Source organism: Parapedobacter sp. 2B3, assembly GCF_041925275.1.
Classification (GTDB): Bacteria; Bacteroidota; Bacteroidia; order Sphingobacteriales; family Sphingobacteriaceae; genus Parapedobacter; species Parapedobacter pyrenivorans_A.
In genome coordinates, this window is sequence record NZ_JBHEUZ010000012.1 from 23,919 (window position 1) to 45,019 (window position 21,101).

The 21,101-nt window shown below is 51.9% G+C and carries 14 protein-coding genes; 10 read left to right on the forward strand and 4 right to left on the reverse strand.

Annotated elements, in window-relative coordinates; translation table 11 throughout:
• Positions 1 to 267 precede the first annotated feature (267 nt).
• From ACEVG1_RS14015 to bglX, 8 genes are read left to right on the forward strand one after another with little or no spacing between them, the layout of a single operon-like run.
• The gene (locus ACEVG1_RS14015; RefSeq protein WP_374744370.1) at positions 268 to 3,309 is read left to right on the forward strand and encodes a SusC/RagA family TonB-linked outer membrane protein; all 3,042 of its coding nucleotides are present in this window, start codon (positions 268 to 270) and stop codon (positions 3,307 to 3,309) included.
• A 20-nt stretch (positions 3,310 to 3,329) separates the two neighbouring features.
• Entirely contained in the window at positions 3,330 to 4,862 is a 1,533-nt protein-coding gene (locus ACEVG1_RS14020; protein WP_374744371.1) for a RagB/SusD family nutrient uptake outer membrane protein, read from the forward strand.
• 32 nt (positions 4,863 to 4,894) lie between these two features.
• Positions 4,895 to 5,968, forward strand: a complete 1,074-nt coding sequence (locus ACEVG1_RS14025) for a LamG domain-containing protein (protein ID WP_374744372.1) — start codon at positions 4,895 to 4,897, stop codon at positions 5,966 to 5,968.
• Positions 5,969 to 5,976: 8 nt separating this feature from the next.
• Positions 5,977 to 7,962 carry a glucoamylase family protein gene (locus ACEVG1_RS14030; RefSeq protein WP_374744373.1) on the forward strand — a complete coding sequence of 662 codons (1,986 nt, stop codon included), beginning with the start codon at positions 5,977 to 5,979 and terminating at the stop codon, positions 7,960 to 7,962.
• Positions 7,963 to 7,977: 15 nt separating this feature from the next.
• Entirely contained in the window at positions 7,978 to 9,330 is a 1,353-nt protein-coding gene (locus tag ACEVG1_RS14035; RefSeq protein WP_374744374.1) for a glucoamylase family protein, read from the forward strand.
• Positions 9,331 to 9,379: 49 nt separating this feature from the next.
• On the forward strand, positions 9,380 to 11,110 hold the full coding sequence (locus ACEVG1_RS14040; RefSeq protein WP_374744375.1) for a family 43 glycosylhydrolase: 1,731 nt from the start codon (positions 9,380 to 9,382) through the stop codon (positions 11,108 to 11,110).
• Positions 11,111 to 11,121: 11 nt separating this feature from the next.
• Positions 11,122 to 12,618, forward strand: a complete 1,497-nt coding sequence (locus ACEVG1_RS14045) for a sulfatase (RefSeq protein ID WP_374744376.1) — start codon at positions 11,122 to 11,124, stop codon at positions 12,616 to 12,618.
• 9 nt (positions 12,619 to 12,627) lie between these two features.
• Positions 12,628 to 14,922, forward strand: a complete 2,295-nt coding sequence (gene bglX, locus ACEVG1_RS14050) for a beta-glucosidase BglX (RefSeq protein ID WP_374744528.1) — start codon at positions 12,628 to 12,630, stop codon at positions 14,920 to 14,922.
• Between the two features lie 8 nt (positions 14,923 to 14,930).
• Here bglX and ACEVG1_RS14055 read toward each other — a convergent pair whose 3' ends face one another.
• From ACEVG1_RS14055 to ACEVG1_RS14070, 4 genes are read right to left on the reverse strand one after another with little or no spacing between them, the layout of a single operon-like run.
• A complete protein-coding gene (locus ACEVG1_RS14055) occupies positions 14,931 to 15,569 on the reverse strand; it encodes an alpha/beta hydrolase (RefSeq protein WP_374744377.1) in 639 nt (212 codons plus the stop codon).
• Positions 15,570 to 15,573: 4 nt separating this feature from the next.
• Positions 15,574 to 16,512: a ring-cleaving dioxygenase gene (locus tag ACEVG1_RS14060; RefSeq protein WP_374744378.1), complete on the reverse strand. Its 939-nt coding sequence runs from the start codon at positions 16,510 to 16,512 to the stop codon at positions 15,574 to 15,576.
• A gap of 54 nt (positions 16,513 to 16,566) precedes the next feature.
• Positions 16,567 to 17,010 carry a tRNA (adenosine(37)-N6)-threonylcarbamoyltransferase complex ATPase subunit type 1 TsaE gene (gene tsaE, locus ACEVG1_RS14065; RefSeq protein ID WP_374744379.1) on the reverse strand — a complete coding sequence of 148 codons (444 nt, stop codon included), beginning with the start codon at positions 17,008 to 17,010 and terminating at the stop codon, positions 16,567 to 16,569.
• Between the two features lie 21 nt (positions 17,011 to 17,031).
• Positions 17,032 to 18,585, reverse strand: a complete 1,554-nt coding sequence (locus tag ACEVG1_RS14070) for a PglZ domain-containing protein (RefSeq protein WP_374744380.1) — start codon at positions 18,583 to 18,585, stop codon at positions 17,032 to 17,034.
• Between the two features lie 139 nt (positions 18,586 to 18,724).
• Between ACEVG1_RS14070 and ACEVG1_RS14075 the strand changes: the two genes are divergently transcribed.
• Both ACEVG1_RS14075 and lpxD read left to right on the forward strand, forming a co-directional pair.
• Positions 18,725 to 19,972 carry an HD domain-containing protein gene (locus tag ACEVG1_RS14075; RefSeq protein ID WP_374744381.1) on the forward strand — a complete coding sequence of 416 codons (1,248 nt, stop codon included), beginning with the start codon at positions 18,725 to 18,727 and terminating at the stop codon, positions 19,970 to 19,972.
• A gap of 49 nt (positions 19,973 to 20,021) precedes the next feature.
• Positions 20,022 to 21,059, forward strand: coding sequence for a UDP-3-O-(3-hydroxymyristoyl)glucosamine N-acyltransferase (gene lpxD, locus ACEVG1_RS14080; RefSeq protein WP_374744382.1), 1,038 nt, complete (start codon positions 20,022 to 20,024; stop codon positions 21,057 to 21,059).
• Positions 21,060 to 21,101: the final 42 nt, after the last annotated feature.

The following is a 21,101-nucleotide window of genomic DNA, read 5'->3' on the forward strand; positions in this document are numbered from 1 at the left end:
AGACGAAATATGAGTAGTCTTACTATCATTATATCTTATTTATTTACAGTTTGTTAGTTGTTTTTTTACGGGTATAGTGAGAAATTTTTACAGTTGTGATGTAGGGATGTGTAAGCTTTTTATTTGTTGCGGATAGCGATACATCACAACTTTGTAAAACAATACAGCGCGAAAGGCTGTATGGTAAAAAGAACCAATTGGTCCCATCAGAGATGGGTGGGAGATGCGTGAATTAAAAGATTGATAAACCAACTAATTAAAGACAACATGAGGAATTTATTTACATGCTTCTTATTGCTGTGCGTGGTTCCTGGCTTTGCCTTGGCACAACACAGGGTAAGCGGTCGGGTAACCGATGCATTGACATCGGGTGGTATACCCGGAGTCACGGTAATCGTAAAGGGAACGGAGACGGCTACCCAAACCGATGCGACGGGAAACTTTACCATTGAAGCGAACGCGACAGACACCTTGGTTTTCCGTTCGTTGGGCTATGCGTTGCAAGAGATACCTATTTCCAGCCGAACTGATGTGGCCGTGGTGCTGCAAGGAGAAGGAACCGAACTGGAAGAGGTGGTGGTAGTGGGCTATGGTACTCAACGGCAACGTGACCTGACCACGGCAGTAACCACGGTAAGGGCCGACGACATTGCGAAGACACCCAACGCCCAAGCCATGCAATCGTTGCAGGGCAGGGTGGCCGGTGTACAGATTGTGAGTAACGGGGCGCCGGGCGCGTCACCTACCGTCCGATTACGGGGTATCGGCTCCTTTGAAGGAAATGCGGCGCCCCTCTATGTAGTAGACGGGATGTTTTTCGATAACATCGATTTTCTCAACCCCAATGATATCGCCACCATATCGGTATTGAAAGACGCGTCTGCATCGGCGATTTACGGTGTGCGTGCGGGCAATGGTGTCGTGCTTGTCGAAACGAAATCGGGGGCATATAATAAACCGGGTGAAATCGTTTATGACGCGTACTACGGGATACAGAACCCACAAAATGTATTGAAGATGGCCAATGCGCAGCAGTTTGTGCAATATATTAACGGCACGGGCAGTGCCGCGGATATTCAGCTGGTACAAAATGCAATGCAGCGGTATGGCCGGAGCCGGCTCGACCCGAACTTGCCGGATGTAAACACCGATTGGTACAGCGAGATCATGAGCCCGGCACCTATCCAGAACCACAACCTGTCGTTCAACGGTGGCGGCGAGAGCACGCGTTATTCCATAGGCGGCAGCTATTTCGACCAGGCAGGATTGCTGGAGCTGCAGCGAAACAACTACCGGCGATTGAACTTCCGTGTTAAAGTGGATAGCAAAGTAAAGGACTGGTTGAATGTGGGTGGAAACTTTAATGTAAGTACAGCCCGCCAATATAACGGTGAGAATACCGCGTGGTTCCGGTCTTATTTTGCGGTTCCTATTTTACCGGTCTATGATGACGCGAATACGAACGCCACTCCGGTAAAGTATGCCAACGCCCAGCAGATCGGCTATCGGGGCAGCCAGAATCCATTCTTCCCCTTGGAATACATCGACAACCGCAACCACGTGGCCAAGTTACTGGGTAACTTCCACGCGGAGGTGGCACTGTGGGAACAAAAGTTGAAATTCCGCACGCAATACAACTACGGGCTGAGTTTCGTAAATACGCGCCGTGTGGATTTTGAATACCACGATGGCGTGACGCAGCACCAGTCGGCCATCCGCAGGCAGAATACCACCGACTACGATCAAGTATGGGACAACTTCCTGACATACGATGATAATTTCGGCAAACACAACCTCAACGTGGTGTTGGGCCAGTCGTACCGCAGTGAATACAGCGAATTGCTGTTTGCGCGGGGAACGGCGATCAGCCCGGCACCTTCGCGAGCTGCTGAACAATATTGGTACCTAGCGAATGCGACCGATTTTGATTTGAATAGCATTGGCGATGCGGATGGTGGCACACTGAATGCCAATTTGCAGTTTCTCTCGTTTTTCGGTCGTGCAGCTTACAACTACGACGATAGGTATCTACTCTATGCCACGTTCCGGCGCGACGGCAATAACAAGTTCCAACAGACGTGGGGTAATTTCGCAACGGTAGGTGCCGGGTGGGTGCTGTCGGAAGAGGAGTTCTTCGATGTTCCGGGTATCGATTTCCTCAAGTTCCGCGCGTCATGGGGCCAATTGGGTAATGATGCTATCAGCCCATCTGTGGGATTACCCACTTTGCAGGAAAACAACGGTGCCATCAATGGCACCCGGATTATCGGTAGGCGGCTCAACCCGACGTTCGACCTCATTACACAATGGGAAACGACGGTGGAGAAAAACTTCGGTGTGGATGCCCAGTTTCTTAACAGTCGCCTGTCTTTGGAAGCTGACTATTTCATCCGTGATACCAGAAACCTAGCGGTTACCATTATACCGCCGGTATTCGCATCTGCCGAACGTCGCAGTGTGGGTGAGATCCGGAACCAGGGATTGGAGCTTAACCTCAACTGGCGCGACAACCTATCGGAAGATTTCTCATACAATATTGGTGGAAATATTGCCACGCTAACGAATAAAGTCCTGGGACTTGGCGGTGCCGATGGCTTGAATGCAGGTTCGGCGGAGTTCCGCCAGCGTTCGATCATCGGGCAACCGTACCAGGCCTTTTATGGTTATGAAGTTACCGGAGTCTTTGATAGCCCGCAACAGATCCAAAACACCTATGATGCGGACTTCGTCGCAGAGAAAAGCCTCGTGCCGGGCGACTTGATTTTCAAGGACCAAAACGGCGACGGCATCATTGACGATCAGGACCGCGTAGTGCTGGGATCGTACCTGCCGGATTTCACTTGGGGCGCCAACCTGGGTTTCCGTTATAAGAAGCTGGAGTTTGCGGCGCTGTTGCAAGGTCAGACCGGGTACCACATCCTGAATCGGAAGCGCGGCGAGATGATCTTCACCAACGATACAAACATTGATGCCGATCTGGCGACTAATCTTTGGACCGAAGGCGGAGGGTCATCGAAAAATTATCCTTCGGCCGCGGGGCTCCGCAGGGCGTGGAACCAAGTGATGAGCAGTTATTTCGTGGAAGCAGGTTCCTATTTCAGGTTGCAAAACGTTCGCCTTTCCTATTCCTTGTTGGGTAAGGAAATCAATGGCGTGAACTGGCCCGAAACGCGGCTTACGCTAACCGCTGAGCGACCCCTCACGGTATTCAAATACAACGGGTTTAATCCGGAGGTAGCCAACGGGGTGGATCGCGAAGTGTACCCCATACCGGCCATCTATACCTTGGGCGTAACGATCAAACTGTAAACCATTAAGGAAAAGACATTATGAAAGCGATACGAAATATCCAATACGTGGCAATGGTTTTCTTCGGACTGTTGCTCGGCACATCGTGTAGCGGTTTATTGGATGAGCCGCTCGAAAATCAGCAGATTGCTGAAGGAACTGACTATACACAAACCCAGAATATGGTGTTGATGTTGTATGGCGCATATAATCAATTGTATGATTTCGGATGGGAAGTTTATCCAACCCTAAGTGTGCGGGGCGATGACATTGATATCGGCGGACGTGGCGACCAGCCGTTGTTTGCACAGGCAGATAGTTTCCGGTACGACCGTAACTTCTGGGCGCTGAATAATTCATGGACCAGCCTCTACACGGACCTCATTTACTGGCAAGGTGCCATTGAAGAGATTCAGAAATACCAAGAAGCCGGCGCGAACCAAGGTACCGCCCAGCAATACATTGCGGAAATCAAGGTGATGCAGGGATTCGAATTCCTTCAATTGGCGCGCATGTGGGGTCGGATACTGATTCCGCCTAGTTCACAACCTAGCCAGTTGTTCAATGTGGAGCTATCTAGCTTTGAGGATGTCATGCAGCACATTGCTACACTGATGGATGAGGCGATTCCGCTGTTGCCCAATGTGCGGCCCAACCAGCGGACCGACATACCCGGTGGCATCACCCGTTATACGGCTTACGCGGTGAAAGCGATGGCTAGCCTCGAATTGAAAAATTATCCGGCAGTGGCCGAGGCAACGGGCCAGATCATCAGTAGTGGATTGTTTAGCTTGGAGCCCGATTTCTACCACCTGTTTAAGCTACGCGGCAAGCTCAATAGTGAAAACCTGCTAGAGCTGCAATATTCGGATTACGGTACACCTACCGGCACATCGAACAAGTACTTGTGGGACTTCTTCGGTCCAACAAGCTGGACGCCGGCCCGTAGCGGGGCGAGCGGGGGTTGGGGCTTTTGGGAACCCAGCATGAAATACATCCAGTTCATGCTCGACCGCGGTGAGCGGGAGCGGCTTGAAACCACGGTGATTTTTACACCTGATGGCATTACTGATTTGCGCAATGCGTATCCCGGTACACCAAGCTGGGTGTCAAATGTGACCCCGGATGGCGATGTGTTCAACAACAGCGTCCGGACCAAATTCTACAGTGGCAAGCACTACTGGCCCTCTACTATGCTCACGCAGGGCCGCACGGCATATGGCGAAAATAAAAACTTTACCGTGATCCGGTATGCAGAAGTGTTGCTCATGCACGCCGAGGCACTGGTGAGTGGCGCATCCAGTTCGGCGATGACGGCCGATGCCGCCGTGAACGAAGTGCGCAACCGGGTAGGCCTCGGTGCCCTGAGTGGCGTTACGCTCGACCAGGTCCTGGACGAAAAATTTGCCGAATTTGCCGGCGAGTGGGGTATTCGGTTTTACGACCTTGTACGGCACGACCGGACGGCCGAATTATCGTATGGCGGCCGCTCTTACGATGCCACGACGGATAGATACTTTCCTTATCCTTTACTGCAACAGGATATTTTGCCACAGTTGAGGGATGAGAACTAGTGAACCAATTATGGATTTAAATAAAGTATGAGATGAAAAGCATTTATAAATCATTGGCCATCGCTGCGGCGGTTACCGCTACCGCCGCTTGCCAAGATGGCTATATAGACGACATCAAGCCTATCCAACCAGGAACGGATGAAACAGCACCCGAAGTGACCATCGGCTACCCATCTAACGCAACGGTGCTGATTCCCTTCACGGATGAATCGACCCAGATAAACTTTGAGTTTGAGGTAAAAGACGATATCGAGATCACCTCGATAGCCCTTGCACTCAATGGTAATACGCTGGAAACATTCACGGATTTCAAAGACTATCGCCGGGTGGCGGCCAAGCACCTTAGTGAAACCTTACCCGTAGGCGATTATACATTTGACGTAGTGGCTACCGATGCTTCGGGAAAGACCACGACGAAGAGCTTCGCTTTCGAAATCAGTAATGTATACCAGGCGAAGTACGATGGCGAGATTTTCTACATGCCATTTGAAGGTGATCTTTACCTCGATTTGCTGGAGAACATCTCTGCAACGAAGGTAGGTGGCCCCGGCTTTGCTTCAGGCAAGTCAGGCCGTGCATACGCCGGAGCAACCGATGGCTATCTGACATTGCCCGCAGCAGATGTGATTAACGACGAATTCAGCGCTTCCTTTTGGTATAAAGTCAATGCGGTACCAGATCGTGGCGGTATTTTGACGGTGAGCCCCCCAGGCCCGACGAACAACAATCGGACAAGTGGCTTCCGGCTGTTCAGGGAAAACGCAGGGGGTAAGCAGCGCATCAAACTGAATGTGGGTAACGGAACGGCAGATAACTGGTTTGATGGCGGAGCTGCCGCCGATATCGATGCGGGCAGCGATTGGGTACACGTAGCATTTACAATCGCCGGAGACCAATGCGCGGTGTACATTAATGGGAATGCGGTAAGCCAAGGAGCCTATCCGGGCATTAGCTGGGCAGACTGTGACCTGCTCACCATCGGCTCCGGGGCACCCAATTTTACGGAGTGGAACCACCTATCGGACTTGAGTTTGATTGACGAACTTCGGATTTTCGATAAGGCCCTGACCCAAGGAGAGGTACAGGCGATTTTTGAGGATAACTAAGCAGACGCATGGTAAACGTTCGGGTGTCGATACGGATCTTTTTTACGTTGGGTATGGCCCTGTTAATGGCGCGATGCAAAACAGACCGTATCGGCACACTTGCGTTGCAGCGGGTGATGGTTGGTGAGGTGGAATTGGTGATGGGCCATGTCGTGGAAGGCCTGCCGACCGATCGGAGCATCACCTTGGAGTTTTCGGGTGCTGTTAATACCACGTTGGCCAACACGGCCATCACGCTAAGGCATGACGGCGGGCCGGTCCCGATGAGTTTGGGCTTTCTTGCCAATGGAAGCACCGTGATGATGCATCCTACCGGGCCATTGCTGAGCAATACTGTTTATACCATTGATATTTCCGACCAGCTGCAAGGCAATGATGGAAGCCGGGGGCAAGCATACCGCGTACAGTTCAAGACGGTGATGGAAGACCTGCAGGTTATCGCCATCGAAGTGCAGGGAGAATCGGTAGGCCAATCCGTCGTTTTAACGGATGTACCACTCGATCTGGGAATGACCATCCGGTTTTCCGGTCCCTTGGATGCCACTGCGGCGCAACAGGCGGTTGCGCTGGTGGGTGCTACAGGTACCGCAGGCATCCGATCGGTACTCGCAGCGGATGGGCGGTCACTTACCTTGGCCAGTAGTACGCCCCTTCGGGATTTTACCAAATACGAACTGCGGATTTCGGATGCACTGGCTGGAGCGGCAGGTGAACGATTTGACGGGCTCGAAAGGACACTATATACCACCGCAGCTGCCGATCCGAAGTTTCCTGTTATTGGCGATGAGGAACTGCTCACGCTGGTGCAACGGCAAACGTTTGGCTATTTCTGGAATTTCGCCCATCCAGCCAGTGGCATGGCGCGCGAGCGTAATACCTCAGGAAATTTGGTGACAAGTGGCGGCTCGGGCTTTGGTGTGATGGCGCTTATCGTCGGCATGGAGCGGGGGTTTATCTCCCGCAATGAAGGGCTGGCGCGGTTGGCTACCATATTGTCTTTTTTGGAGATGGCCGATCGTTTTCATGGTGCATGGTCACATTGGATCAACGGCAATACGGGCGAAGTAATGCCCTTCAGTGCGAATGATAACGGTGGTGACCTCGTGGAAACGTCGCTCTTGATGCAGGGCCTCCTCACTATGCGGCAGTATCTCGATACAGCGATACCTGCCGAAAAGCAACTGATCGACCGCATCAACGTGTTGTGGGAGTCGGTGGAATGGGACTGGTATCGGCGCGGCGGGCAGGATGTGCTCTATTGGCATTGGTCGCCGGATAAGGAATGGGCGATGAACCTGCCTATACGGGGCTGGAATGAATCGCTGATCACGTACGTTTTGGCGGCGGCATCGCCAACGCACGGTATTCCCGAAAGTGTCTATACGAAGGGCTGGGCAAGGGACGGCGCTATGCAGAATGGCGAAATGTATGAAGGCACGCAATTGCCGCTTGGCCCGCCGTCGGGTGGCCCGCTGTTTTTCAGCCAGTATTCGTTTTTGGGTATAGACCCGCGGGGTCTGAGCGATGGTTATGCCAACTATTGGAACCAGAACGTAAACCATACACTGATCAACTACCGCTATTGCGTGCGCAATCCGCGCACGTACGTAGGCTACGGTTCGGCCGGCGGTTGGGGGCTGACAGCAAGCGACAGCCACGAGGGCTATTCCGCCCATTCGCCCACCAACGACCTGGGGGTAATCACACCTTCCGCGGCGCTCAGCGCATTTCCGTATACACCCGACGAGTCGATGGCGGCCCTGAAGTTCTTCTACTACACATTGGGCGATCGGCTGTGGGGTACGTATGGGTTTTACGACGCGTTTAACCTCACGGAGCAATGGGTGGCCGACTCCTACCTTGCCATCGACCAGGGGCCCATCATTGCCATGATTGAAAACTACCGTACCGGGTTGCTTTGGGACCTTTTCATGAGTGCACCCGAGGTGAAGGCGGGGCTACGTAAATTGGGGTTCAACAGTCCGAAACTATAACTTGAAAATAAATCCATGAATAATACAATCATCTATACGGTATTGATAGCCGCCACAACGTGGGCGGGTTGCAGCGGGACTACCCAAAAGAAGACTGGTGACAACATTGGCACGCTCTCTGACGACTCCTTGTTGACACTTGTGCAGCAACAGACCTTCCAATATTTCTGGGATGGTGCCGAGCCGACCTCCGGATTGGCTCGAGAGCGTATCCATATCGATGGCGAATACCCGCAAAATGACCAAGAGGTTGTCACCATCGGTGGCAGTGGGTTCGGGTTAATGGCGGTCATCGTGGGTATGGAGCGTGGATTCATTACGCGGGAAGCCGGGGTACGCCATTTTCAAAAAGTAATAGGCTACTTGGAAAACGCCGACCGTTTCCGCGGTGCATGGCCACATTGGCTGGATGGCCCCACCGGCAAGGCGAAGCCTTTTAGCAAGAACGACAATGGTGGCGACCTTGTAGAGACGGCTTTTATGGCGCAGGCGTTGATATGCGCGAGGGAATATTTCCAGCAGGGTAATGAACTAGAAAAGCAATTGGCTGCACGCGCCGACGCCCTCTGGAAAGGCATTGAATGGGATTGGTACCGCCAAGGAGGGCAAAATGTGCTCTATTGGCATTGGAGCCCAACGGCCGGCTGGGCGGCCAACCACCCCATAAGGGGGTACGACGAGTGCCTCATCACGTATGTGCTGGCTGCCTCGTCGCCTACCCATGGGGTACCTGCCGAGGTGTATCACGAAGGTTGGGCGCGCGGGGGAACCATTGCGTCTGATGCCGAACGTTATGGCCATCCTATTGTCCTCAAGCACAACGTGCCGGATAGCAACGGGGTAGGGCCACTGTTCTGGTCGCACTACTCCTACCTGGGCCTTGATCCGCGCGGGCTGAAAGATCGATACGGAGACTATTGGGAGCTGAACCGAAACCACGCACTCATCCACCGCGACTACGCAATAGAAAATCCGAAAGGCTACAAGGGTTACGGCGCGCACGCCTGGGGATTCACGGCTAGCTATTCCATTAGCGGCTATTCGGCGCACAACCCGGATAATGACCTTGGTGTAATCTCGCCAACGGCTGCACTGTCCTCATTCCCCTATACTCCCGAATACAGCATGGAAGTGATCCGCTACCTATACGAGCAACTCGGCGATAAAGTTTGGGGCAAGTATGGGTTTTATGATGCGTACAGCGAGACCGAAAACTGGTATCCGCAACGCTACCTTGCTATTGATCAGGGTCCGATACCCGTGATGATTGAGAACCATCGCACCGGATTGCTTTGGAAGCTATTTATGGGGGCACCCGAGATCAAAGATGGACTGAAGAAACTGGGCTTTACAAGTCCGAAGATTTAACAACGAAATCACCGTGGAGCATCGTTGGAAATATAATTGGCTAATCGTTGTGGCGTGGGTATTGTGTGGAGGGATGGGCAGTGCCCAAACACCCCGAACCTACTGCAATCCGATCAACATCGACTACGGTTATACGCCCATTCCCAATTTTTCTGAATGGGGTCGGCATCGTGCTACGGCCGACCCGGTTATTGTGAATTATAAAGGCGATTACTACTTATTCAGTACCAACCAATGGGGCTATTGGTGGAGCAGTGACCTCTCCAAATGGAATTTTGTGCCCAAGAAATTCCTACGCCCTTGGAACGGCGATGTGTATGATGAACTGTGTGCCCCGGCTGTAGGGATTGTTGGCGATACCATGCTCGTGTTCGGGTCTACGTACACCGATAAATTCACCTTGTGGATGAGTACGAATCCCAAAGAAAACGAATGGCAACCGTTGGTAGATTCCTTTTCCATCGGGGGGTGGGATCCCGACTTTTTCACCGACGATGATGGGCGCTTTTATATGTATAACGGCAGCAGCAACCGCTATCCGCTTTACGGGATTGAACTCAATCGCCAGACCTTTGCGCCCATAGGCACACGCAAAGAACTGTATTTCCTTGAGGACTGGCGGTACGGCTGGCAGCGGTTCGGCGAGTACATGGATAATACCTTCCTAGACCCCTTTATCGAAGGGGCGCATATGACCAAACACGGCGGTAAATATTACCTCCAGTATGCCGCCCCCGGCACCGAGTTTAGCGGTTACGCCGATGGCGTGGCCGTAGGCGACAGCCCCTTGGGGCCGTTTACCACACAATCCGACCCGCTCAGCTATAAGCCCGGTGGTTTTGCACGTGGGGCTGGCCACGGGTCCACTTTCAAAGACAATGACGGAAACTACTGGCACGTGGCTACCGTGGTGCTGGGCGTCAAGAATAATTTCGAAAGGCGGTTGGGTGTATGGCCCACTGGCTTTGACGTGGACGGTGTGATGTATGCGAATACAGCCTTTGGCGACTACCCGCACTACCTGCCCGATGGACCTGCCGACCACCGGGAAAGCCGTTTCACGGGGTGGATGCTGCTCAATTACCAAAAACCGGTTCAGGTGTCGTCCACATTAGGTGCCGGCTACCCGGCAAATCAAGCGGTAGACGAAAGCATGAAGACCTATTGGAGTGCGGCAACGGGCGACAAAGGCGAATGGATACAAAGTGACCTCGGGGAGGTGAGTACGGTGCATGCCGTGCAGGTTAATTACGCTGACCAGGATGCAGACAGCGCATTCCTTGGCAAGATGAACGGCATTTACCACCAATACATCCTGTCTTATTCGGAAGATGGCCGCAATTGGAGCGTGCTTGTTGATAAAAGTCAAAACAAAACGGATGTGCCCCACGACTACGTGGAGCTCCAACGGCCGGTGAAAGCCCGCTACATTAAATTGGAGAACGTGCACATGCCTACCGGTAAATTTGCCATCAGCGGCCTTCGCGTGTTTGGCCGGGGGCAGGGGAGCGAACCGGCGGCCGTCGATGATTTCATCGTTATGCGAACGGAGAAAGATAAACGCAGTGCTTGGATCAAATGGAGCCCCGTGGACGACGCTTACGCCTATAACATCTATACCGGGCTGGCACCGGATAAACTGTACAATTGCATCATGGTGTACGGCGCCAACGAGTATTATTACAAAGCAATGGATAGCCAGAAGCCTTATTATTTCAGCATCGAAGCCGTCAATGAGAATGGGGTATCGGTAAGAAGCGAAGTGAAGCGTGTTGACTAATTTTAGAAGAAATGAGAAAAATCGGTCTATTTTTCGTGTTGTGTTGGTGGTGTGCAGCATCATTCGGCCAATCCGCAACGAAGCCCTATAACGTGGTTTTTATTTTGAGTGACGATCATCGTTATGATTTCATGGGTTTCATGGACAAGGTGCCCGGGCTGGAAACACCTTTTATGGACCGCATGGCAGCGGAAGGGGCGCACCTGCGAAATGCCTTCGTATCTACCGCGCTTTGCTCGCCGAGCCGGGCATCTATCCTCACAGGCCAGTATGCCCATACCCATACCATTGTGGATAACAACGCCCCCTTACCCGAGGGCCTTACGTTCTTCCCACAGTACATGCAGGAGGAAGGTTACAAAACGGGCTTCTTCGGGAAATGGCACATGGGCAATAAAGATGGTAACCCGCAACCGGGGTTTGACCAATGGGTGAGTTTCCGCGACCAAGGGGTGTATTACTCACCGACGTTTAACATCAATGGCACCGAAGTGAAGCAGCCCGAGGGGAGCTATACGACCGACCTGCTGACCGACTACGCCATCGATTGGCTGAACACGCTCGGCGGTGACCAGCCGTTCTTCCTGTACCTTTCGCACAAAGGGGTTCATGCCGAATTTAACCCGGCCGAGCGGCACCGGGGAAGTTATCAAGACATGCCTGTCATCACCCCGCCGTCAATGTACCTCACGGCTACCGATAGCAGCATGCATGTGGGCGTTGAGACACCTTATGACGGCCCGGTCAACTTGGATGGTATCCCCGATTGGGTGCGTAAGCAACGGTACAGCTGGCACGGTGTGGACCACATGTACGACGGGACGATCGCATTTGCCGACTTTTACCGGCAGTATTGCGAGACCTTGCGCAGTGTGGATGAAAGCATCGGCTCGGTGATTGCCTGGCTGGAAGAACACGGCTTAGCCGAAAACACATTGGTTTTTTACATGGGCGACAACGGCTTCCTATTCGGTGAACAGGGGCTGATTGATAAACGGAATGCCTATGAAGCGTCCATGCGGGTGCCGCTGCTGGCGTGGGCACCGGGCATGATCAAGCCGCAGAGCCAGGTTGAGCAGATGGTCATGAATGTGGATATTGGGCCCACCATCCTCGATATCGCGGGTATCGCGATACCGGAACAAATGCAGGGCCACTCGTTCTTGCCGCTGTTGCAGGGGAAACCCATCGCCGGCTGGCGCGACAGGGTGTTTTACGAATATTATTGGGAGTGGGCCTTCCCGCAGACGCCAACGGTCTTCGCCATCCGCACCGATCGCTACAAATATATCTTCAACCAGGGGCTGTGGGATACCAATGAATTGTATGATCTGCAGACCGACCCCCACGAGATGAATAATCTCATCCGCGACCCAGAGTCGCAGGAGACGGCCGGACAGCTCAAACGGGAGTTGTGGGACTGGCTGGAATCCACGGACGGTATGCAGATACCGCTCAAGAAAATTAACCAGAAACGCATCGACCACTTATACCGTGGAACGTATTAATGTTAAATGATGAACGCACGAATTTATACCCTGATTTTAGGGGCAATGGTGATGGCCGGTTTACCGGCGCTGCAGGTAAAAGCACAGTCAGGAGCAGATATGGACCGCTTCATCGATGAGCTGATGCAACAGATGACCATCGAGGAAAAGATCGGCCAACTCAACCTCGTTACGGCAGGCGAAGTGACCACGGGCTCGGTAGTGAGTACGGGTGTGGAAGCTAAAATAAAGGAAGGAAAAATCGGTGGTATCTTCAGCATGACGACACCCAAACGCATCCGTGCCGCGCAGGAGCTGGCGGTAAACCAGTCGCGCCTTAAGATTCCGCTGATTTTCGGCTTGGACGTTATCCACGGCTACAAAACCATCTTCCCCATCCCATTGGGCCTAGCCGCTACATGGGATCTCGGTCTGATCGAGGAGACCGCACGGATTTCGGCTGTAGAGGCAGCTGCCGACGGGCTCAACTGGACATTCTCGCCCATGGTGGATGTTTCGCGGGATGCCCGTTGGGGCCGGATATCCGAAGGGTCGGGCGAGGATACGTACCTGACCTCGCGCATCGCGGAAGCGATGGTGCACGGCTATCAGGGCAACAACCTTGCGGCTGATAATACACTCATGGCATGCGTAAAACATTTTGCACTCTACGGTGCGGCCGAAGCAGGCCGAGATTATAATACAACCGATATGAGCCTGCACCGTATGTACAACGAGTACTTGCCCCCCTACAAGGCTGCTATTGACGCAGGTGCGGGGAGCGTGATGACTTCTTTCAATGACATTAACGGCGTGCCAGCTACGGCCAACAAGTGGCTGATGACGGACGTCCTACGCGACCAGTGGGGCTTCCATGGTTTTGTGGTGACGGACTATACAGCCGTCAATGAGTTGATGGACCATGGCTTGGGTGATTTGCAGGAGGTCTCCGCGCGGTCGCTCCAAGCCGGTATCGACATGGATATGGTAGGCGAGGGCTTTCTTTCGACGTTGAAAAAATCGCTGGATGAAGGCCGCGTGAGTGAGGTGGACATCGACCGTGCTTGCCGGCGTATCTTGGAGGCGAAGTATCAGTTGGGTCTTTTTGATGACCCTTTCCGCTATTGTGACGAATCGCGAGCGGAGCGGACACTCCTTGCCCCGGCCCATTTGGCCAAGGCGCGTGAGGTGGCAGGGAAATCGTTCGTACTGCTCAAGAACGACCAGCAGTTGCTTCCATTGAAGAAAAAAGGGACGGTAGCATTGATAGGCCCCTTGGCCAATACAGGGAGCAACATGCCGGGCACCTGGAGCGTGAGTGCCGATCTGGAACATACCCCCTCCTTATTGGAGGGTATGCGGGCATTACTGGGCGAACAGGTCAACATCATCCACCACCAAGGGGCAAACTTGTTGGAAGATGCCGATTACCAAGAGCGAGCCACGATGTTCGGGCGTACCATTCCACGGGACGACCGGCCGGAGGCTGAGGTCCTTGCCGAGGCGGTAGCTACTGCGCAGCAGGCTGACGTGATCGTAGCGGCATTGGGCGAAAGCTCCGAAATGAGTGGCGAATCCTCCAGCCGTACCGATATCGGCATACCGGCCATCCAACAGCGGTTGTTGGCCGAATTGCTGAAAACGGGAAAACCGGTGGTGTTGGTGTTGTTTACCGGTAGGCCCCTCACCCTGGGCTGGGAAGATGCTCATGTGCCGGCCATACTGAACGTATGGTTTGGTGGCACCGAAACAGGTAAGGCGGTTGCCGACGTGCTGTTTGGCGACGTCAACCCGTCGGGAAAGTTGCCCGCTACGTTCCCCCAGCATGTGGGGCAGGTGCCGCTATATTATAGCCATAAGAAGACGGGGCGGCCACTAGCCGAAGGGCAGTGGTTCCAAAAATTCCGGTCCAACTACCTAGACGTGAGTAACGACCCCCTTTATCCATTCGGCTATGGCCTTAGCTATACAACATTCGCTTACGGGGAAATTTCCCTCAGCAGGGATAACTTGCCGTCAAACGGCGTGCTCGAAGTATACGTTGATGTGCGCAATACGGGAAACTATGGGGGTGAAGAAGTGGTGCAGCTTTACATCAGTGACGTAGCGGGCTCCATAACTCGGCCGGTGAAAGAATTGAAAGGCTTCCAGAAAATCTGGCTTGAGCCCGGCCAGTCGAAACGCGTGGTTTTCGAGCTCACCGTAGAGGACCTTAAGTTTTACGATGCCAATCTGGACCACGTAGCAGAACCGGGCGAGTTTGTGGTAGCTGTCGGTACCAATTCTCGTGACGTACAGGAGGGCCGCTTTACACTCACGGATTGATGGTGGGTTTAGTGTGGTATGCTGCTTCCAAACACCACCTCGTTGGCCAATAATGTCTCGTCTGGACTGATGCTGTGCGGTTTTCCGGGGTAGATTTCCAGGATGACGTTTGCCCCGAGCCCCCGCAAAATAGTCGCACTTTCCTCAATCCTGGAGAGGGGAACGTGGGGGTCATCATCGCCTGACGTGACTAATATAGGCGTACCTGCAAAGTCGCCTACGTAGTTTTCCTTCTCCAGCGATTCGCCGATCAACCCGCCTGTAAAGGCGACGACACCGCCATACCGTTGACCATGGCGCGCGATATATTCCAGGGCCAAACAGGCACCCTGTGAGAACCCCACGAAATAAAGGGCGCTCGCCGGGATTCCTAACCGCATGGCCTCCGCCGCCGCGTCATCAACCAGCGCCAATGCGGAAGTCAATGCAGGCTGATTGTCTGCCACGGGCGCCAGAAAACTATATGGATACCATGAGTTGTTGGTAGCCTGTGGCGCCAGCAAGAGTGCATCTTCTAGCTGGAGGTGGCGAGCTAGAGAAAGTATGCCAGGCGCGGAGCTGCCCCGTCCATGGAGCAGCACCACAGCCTTATTGGCGTGTGCAGCCGATTTGCCGGCTTGTATGAGTTGTTTTTCGTGTGAGTACATGTTGCTAATCCAATTGAGGTAAAACCTTTTCCAACTGTTCGCGGTAGCCTTCATATTGGGTAGGCAGCTTCAGGCCATTACCCAACTCGGCTACGGTCTCATCGGTGGCGAAACCGGGGTTGTCGGTGGCTATCTCAAACAAAACACCTCCCGGTTCGCGGAAATATAGCGAGTAGAAATAGTTGCGATCTATTTTCTCGGTGATGTGCAATCCTTGGGCAATCACTTTTTCCCTGAAATGCATGAGGGTGGCTTCATCTTTTACACGGAAGGCAACGTGGTGTACCGAACCACCGCCCACGATTCCTTCGGCTTCGCCCGGTGCTTCCACCAAATCTACCACGGCGGCATGGTCTACGGTATCCGTAATGAACCGATAACGGTTTACCTCTTGTTTCAGCAGGCGGTATCCGAATACATCGGTGAGTACGCGTGCAGTAGCGTCTATTTTGGTGGTAGTGATGGTGACGTGGTGGAAGCCACGTATGGCATGGGCCGCATCGACTCCATCGGTTGTCCACGGTGCACGGGTATCGGCTTTGCCGGGTACCGTAAGTTCGAACTTCAACCCATCGGGGTCGAGGAAGGTGAGGTACTGCTCGCCGAATTTTTCTGCGGGGTTATTGTAGAGGACATTGTTTGCTTCCAGCCGGTCTTTCCAAAAATCAAGGCTTCCTGCCGGTACGGCATAGCCGATTTCGGTGACCTGACGGGTGCCGCGGCGGCCCGGCTTCACGCGGGTTCCCCAAGGGAAGAATGTAAGGATGGTACCCGGCGTGCCTACTTCGTCGCCAAAATAGAAGTGATAGGTCTGCGGATCGTCGAAGTTGACCGTCTTTTTGACCATACGGAGGCCCAGCACACGGGTATAGAAGTCGTAGTTGCGTTTCGCATCGCTCGCAATGGCGGTGATGTGATGGATACCTAAGATGTTGTTGTCCATGATAATGCTCCTTTCTTGTGAGTACAAAGATACAAGGGGCATTGTTCGTAGGCATTAACCTAGGACAAGAAGTGGAGGTTTTTCGCTCACATTAATAGTGATACGACGCGTACCGTCTGTAGCGGCGGTGATATGGATGTGAACCGCATCAGCGGGCAGCAGATTCATTATTTTCTCCGGCCACTCCACAAAGCAATACGAACCCGAATAGAAATAATCTTCATAGCCTAAATCAAAGGCTTCCCGATCGGACTTGATGCGGTAGAAATCGAAGTGGTACATCGGGCCGGTGTTACCATGGTATTCGTTTACGATGGCAAATGTAGGGCTCGATGGAACATCGGTAACGCCCAATTGCCGGCATATTGCAGTAATAAGCGTTGTTTTGCCAGCACCCATGGCACCGTAAAATAGCAGTACGCGCCGATTGCCCGTTGCTGCCAGTATTTGGCTGGCGGCAACGGGTAAACCCGCCAAATTTGGAACCTCAATGACCATCCTGCAAAAATACGTTTTTTGCTATTTGGTGGTGTATGTTGCAAACGGAATGATCATCTCTTCCAACGATATGCCACCGTGCTGGAAGGTTTCATTGAAATAGTTGACAAAGTGATTGTAATTATTAGGGTATACAAAATAGGTGTCTTCGCGCGCAAAAATGAAACTGGAACTCACGTGCAATTTGGGCAGTAACGCATCGTGCGGATTCTTTACATGGAACACATCCTTGGCTATAAAATTCAAGTTCTTACCCTGTTTATAGCGCAAGTTGGTGTTGGTATTGCGGTCACCGATAACTTTGCTGGCATGTTTCACGCGGATGGTGCCGTGGTCGGTCGTGATAATCAGCCGGACTGGCTTCTGCGAAAGCCATCTCAACGTGTCGAGCAGGGGTGAATGTTCAAACCAGGAGAGGGTAAGTGAGCGGTAGGCCGCCTCATCGTTGGCCAGCTCGCGGATCATGGCCATATCTGTACGCGCATGCGACAGCATGTCTACGAAATTATATACCAATACGTTGAGGTCATTGCCCATGAGGTTGCTGAGGTTGTCCGTCACATCGCGACCCTGCTCGAGGGTAAGCACCTTGGTATACGAGTGCTTACATTCTTTACGGTACATCCGCTTGATCTGGTCGGCTAGGAACTTATCCTCATGCAGGTTCTTGCCGCCTTCATCTTCGTCGTTCTGCCAAAGCCCCGGATGCTGACGCTCCATTTCAAGGGGCATCAATCCGCTAAAGATGGCGTTGCGGGCATATTGCGTGGCGGTAGGCAGGATGCTGTAGTAGCTGTCTTCCTCTTCGAGCCGGAAGTAGTTGGTGATGACATCATTGATGATGCGCCACTGGTCGTACCGCAGGTTGTCGACGAGGAAAAAGAAGGTCGGTCGGTTTTCCTGCAGTGTAGGGAACACCTTCTTGCGGAAAAGTTGGTGTGACATCACGGGCCCTGTTTCGGGCTCTTTCACCCATTGGAGGTATTTTTTTTCGATAAACTTGAAAAACTGCATGTTGGCTTCTGCCTTTTGCAGGGTAAGTACTTCATGCATACCCGCATCTTCAAGCTTTTCGAGAGACAGTTCCCAATATATCAGTTTCTTATAGACATCGGCCCATTGGTCGTAGTCGAGGTTGTCGTTGAGGATCATGCCCAGGTTCCGGAAATCCTGCTGATAGGCCATCGAAGTTTTCTCGCTGATGAGCCGTTTGTTTTCCGTCAGCTTTTTGATGGTGAGCAGGATTTGTTTCGGATTGACCGGCTTGATGAGGTAGTCGTCTATCTTTGAGCCGATGGCATCCTCCATGAGATGCTCCTCTTCGTTTTTGGTCACCAACACCATCGGGACTGCCGGATTGATGTTTTTCAGTTCGGAAAGCGTTTCCAGCCCCGTAAGACCCGGCATATTCTCGTCTAAGAAGACAAGGTCATAAAATCCTTTTTTAAACGCATCTACGGCATCATTGCCATTGGTTACTGTTTTTACGCCATACCCCTTCTCATTCAGAAGCATGATGTGTGGTTTTAGCAGATCAATTTCATCATCTGCCCAAAGTATATTTGTTTCTTGCATGCTGGCTCGCCAATCTATATTATCTCGTACAACACGAGCATTTAATAAGTGCGAACTTAGCGAAAAGTTTGCCCGCATTGACAATTTTAACATAAATTAACAGCGATGTAACGTATCTTTGTAGGGTATAAGATAGCGTTTGAACAAAAAGAAAATAATCAACGATCCAGTATATGGATTCATATCCATTCCATCCGGTTTCATATTTGACCTGATTCAGCACCCCTATTTTCAGCGCTTGCGATACATCAAGCAGGTAAGTATGACCCACCTGGTATATCCGGGGGCGCTGCATACTCGTTTTCAGCATGCGCTTGGCGCCATGCACCTGATGGGGCTCTCGTTGGAGACCCTGCGAGGGAAAGGTGTCATCGTTTCTGACGAAGAGGAAGAAGCTGCGTTGGCCGCAATTTTATTGCATGATATCGGCCACGGACCGTTTTCGCACTCGCTTGAACATACGTTGGTGGAAGGAGTGTCGCACGAGTTGCTCTCTGCGCTCATGATGAATGAACTGAATGAAACGACGGGAGGGCGGCTCGACTTAGCCATTGAGATTTTCAACAATCGCTATCCGAAAAAATTCCTGCATCAATTGGTTGCAGGCCAGCTTGATATCGACCGGATGGATTATTTGAGCCGCGACAGTTTTTTCACTGGCGTGGCCGAAGGTGTAATCAGCTTCGATCGTATTATTAAGATGCTAAACGTGGTTGATAACGAACTCGTTGTTGAGCAAAAAGGGATTTACTCTGTTGAGAAGTTTCTGATTGCCAGGCGCCTGATGTATTGGCAGGTGTACCTGCACAAGACTGTACTGAGCGCCGAGCAGATGCTGCTTAAAATCCTGCAGCGAGCTAAAGAATTGTATGAAAGCGGCGCCTCGCTCTTCGCTTCGCCATCCTTGGAACATTTTTTGCGCAATAAGGTGACTCGGCAGAATTTCACCGAAGATGCCCTGCATTTAGTGCATTTTTCGCGTCTAGACGATACCGATATATGGTCTGCTGTAAAGACTTGGACGTATCATAGCGACCATATTTTGCAGCTATTGTGTTCCAGGCTTATTGCACGGTCGTTATATCATACCGAATTGCACGCAGCGGTTCCTGGAGAAGAGGTGATAGCGCAGCTTAAAGCAGCGGCCGTGAACCACTTTGACATTGATGTTGCCGATGTTGATTATTATGTATGGGTACAAGCGATAGAAAACAGTGCATATGAACCTAACAATGGTACCATTAAGATTTTGATGAAAGATGGCAATATACAGGATATTGCGGAGGCTTCTGACTTGTCCAATTTGGAAACCCTCTCCCGTAAGGTTCAAAAATTTGCAGTTTCCTTTCCGAAGGAGTTGGTCAAAGCCCCGGTATCAATAGATTGATAGTCAGTAAAAATTTGAATTATTACCGTTTAAACTTATACATTTGCAGATGCAATTTTCCGCACATCAAATAGCTACGTTCGTGAATGGCTCCCTTGAAGGGAACCCCGATGTGATGGTGGAGCAACTGGCTAAAATCGAGGAAGCCTCAGCGGGCTCCCTTTCTTTTTTGTCTAATCCGAAGTACGAGCAATTCCTCTACACGACGAAGGCATCTGTAATTATCGTTAATGAGGACCTGAAGTTGGAACGACCGGTGGCGGGAACGATTGTGCGCGTTAAAAATGCCTATTTGGCCTTTTCAACATTATTAGAACTATATAATAAGATGCGCCTCGACAAAACGGGTATCGAGGAACGCGCGTGCATCGATTCGAGCGCCGAGATTGGCGAAGATGTGTATGTGGGTGCATTTGCCTACATTGACCGGGGTGCAGTGATTGGTAACAGGTGTAAAATCTACCCAAACGTTTACATCGGCGATAACGTGAAAATCGGAGACGATACCACCCTTTTTCCTGGCGTATCGGTTTATTTCGATTGCGTGATCGGCGAGCGTGTTATTATCCATTCGGGAACGGTTGTAGGAAGTGACGGTTTTGGGTTTGCCCCTCAAGAAGATGGTACTTATAACAAAATCAGCCAGATTGGCAACGTGATTATCGAAGATGATGTCGAAATCGGCGCAAATTCGGTGATCGATCGGGCTACGATGGGTTCCACAATCATCAGGAAAGGGGTAAAGTTAGACAATCTGATTCAAATCGCACACAATGTTGAAATAGGGAAACATACCGTTATCGCGGCCCAGTCGGGTATTTCCGGAAGTACCAAAATCGGTGAACATGTGGTGGTCGGCGGGCAAGTGGGCGTGGTGGGGCATATCAGTATTGCCAATGGAAGCCAGATACAGGCCCAATCGGGTATCAACCGCACCATTGCCTACGAAGGGAAAAGATGGTCGGGTACGCCTGCAACGCCCTACAATGCGCAGATGCGATCGCAGGTGGTTTATTCACGCCTGCCGGAACTGGAACGACGCCTCGAAGAATTGGAACAGTTATTAACAAAAGAATTATCGAAATAAACGAGCTTCAGATCCGCGCATCCGCGGATAAGCGAATAAAAG

What these genes read in the sequence shown, in the direction of transcription:
- ACEVG1_RS14025 (WP_374744372.1), top strand. Translation starts at nt 4,895, where the DNA reads ATGAAAAGCATTTATAAATCATTGGCCATCGCTGCGGCGGTTACCGCT.
- ACEVG1_RS14020 (WP_374744371.1), top strand. Translation starts at nt 3,330, where the DNA reads ATGAAAGCGATACGAAATATCCAATACGTGGCAATGGTTTTCTTCGGA.
- tsaE (WP_374744379.1), bottom strand. Translation starts at nt 17,010, where the DNA reads ATGGTCATTGAGGTTCCAAATTTGGCGGGTTTACCCGTTGCCGCCAGC.
- ACEVG1_RS14035 (WP_374744374.1), top strand. Translation starts at nt 7,978, where the DNA reads ATGAATAATACAATCATCTATACGGTATTGATAGCCGCCACAACGTGG.
- lpxD (WP_374744382.1), top strand. Translation starts at nt 20,022, where the DNA reads ATGCAATTTTCCGCACATCAAATAGCTACGTTCGTGAATGGCTCCCTT.
- ACEVG1_RS14015 (WP_374744370.1), top strand. Translation starts at nt 268, where the DNA reads ATGAGGAATTTATTTACATGCTTCTTATTGCTGTGCGTGGTTCCTGGC.
- ACEVG1_RS14070 (WP_374744380.1), bottom strand. Translation starts at nt 18,585, where the DNA reads ATGCAAGAAACAAATATACTTTGGGCAGATGATGAAATTGATCTGCTA.
- ACEVG1_RS14030 (WP_374744373.1), top strand. Translation starts at nt 5,977, where the DNA reads ATGGTAAACGTTCGGGTGTCGATACGGATCTTTTTTACGTTGGGTATG.
- ACEVG1_RS14055 (WP_374744377.1), bottom strand. Translation starts at nt 15,569, where the DNA reads ATGTACTCACACGAAAAACAACTCATACAAGCCGGCAAATCGGCTGCA.
- ACEVG1_RS14045 (WP_374744376.1), top strand. Translation starts at nt 11,122, where the DNA reads ATGAGAAAAATCGGTCTATTTTTCGTGTTGTGTTGGTGGTGTGCAGCA.
- ACEVG1_RS14060 (WP_374744378.1), bottom strand. Translation starts at nt 16,512, where the DNA reads ATGGACAACAACATCTTAGGTATCCATCACATCACCGCCATTGCGAGC.
- bglX (WP_374744528.1), top strand. Translation starts at nt 12,628, where the DNA reads ATGAACGCACGAATTTATACCCTGATTTTAGGGGCAATGGTGATGGCC.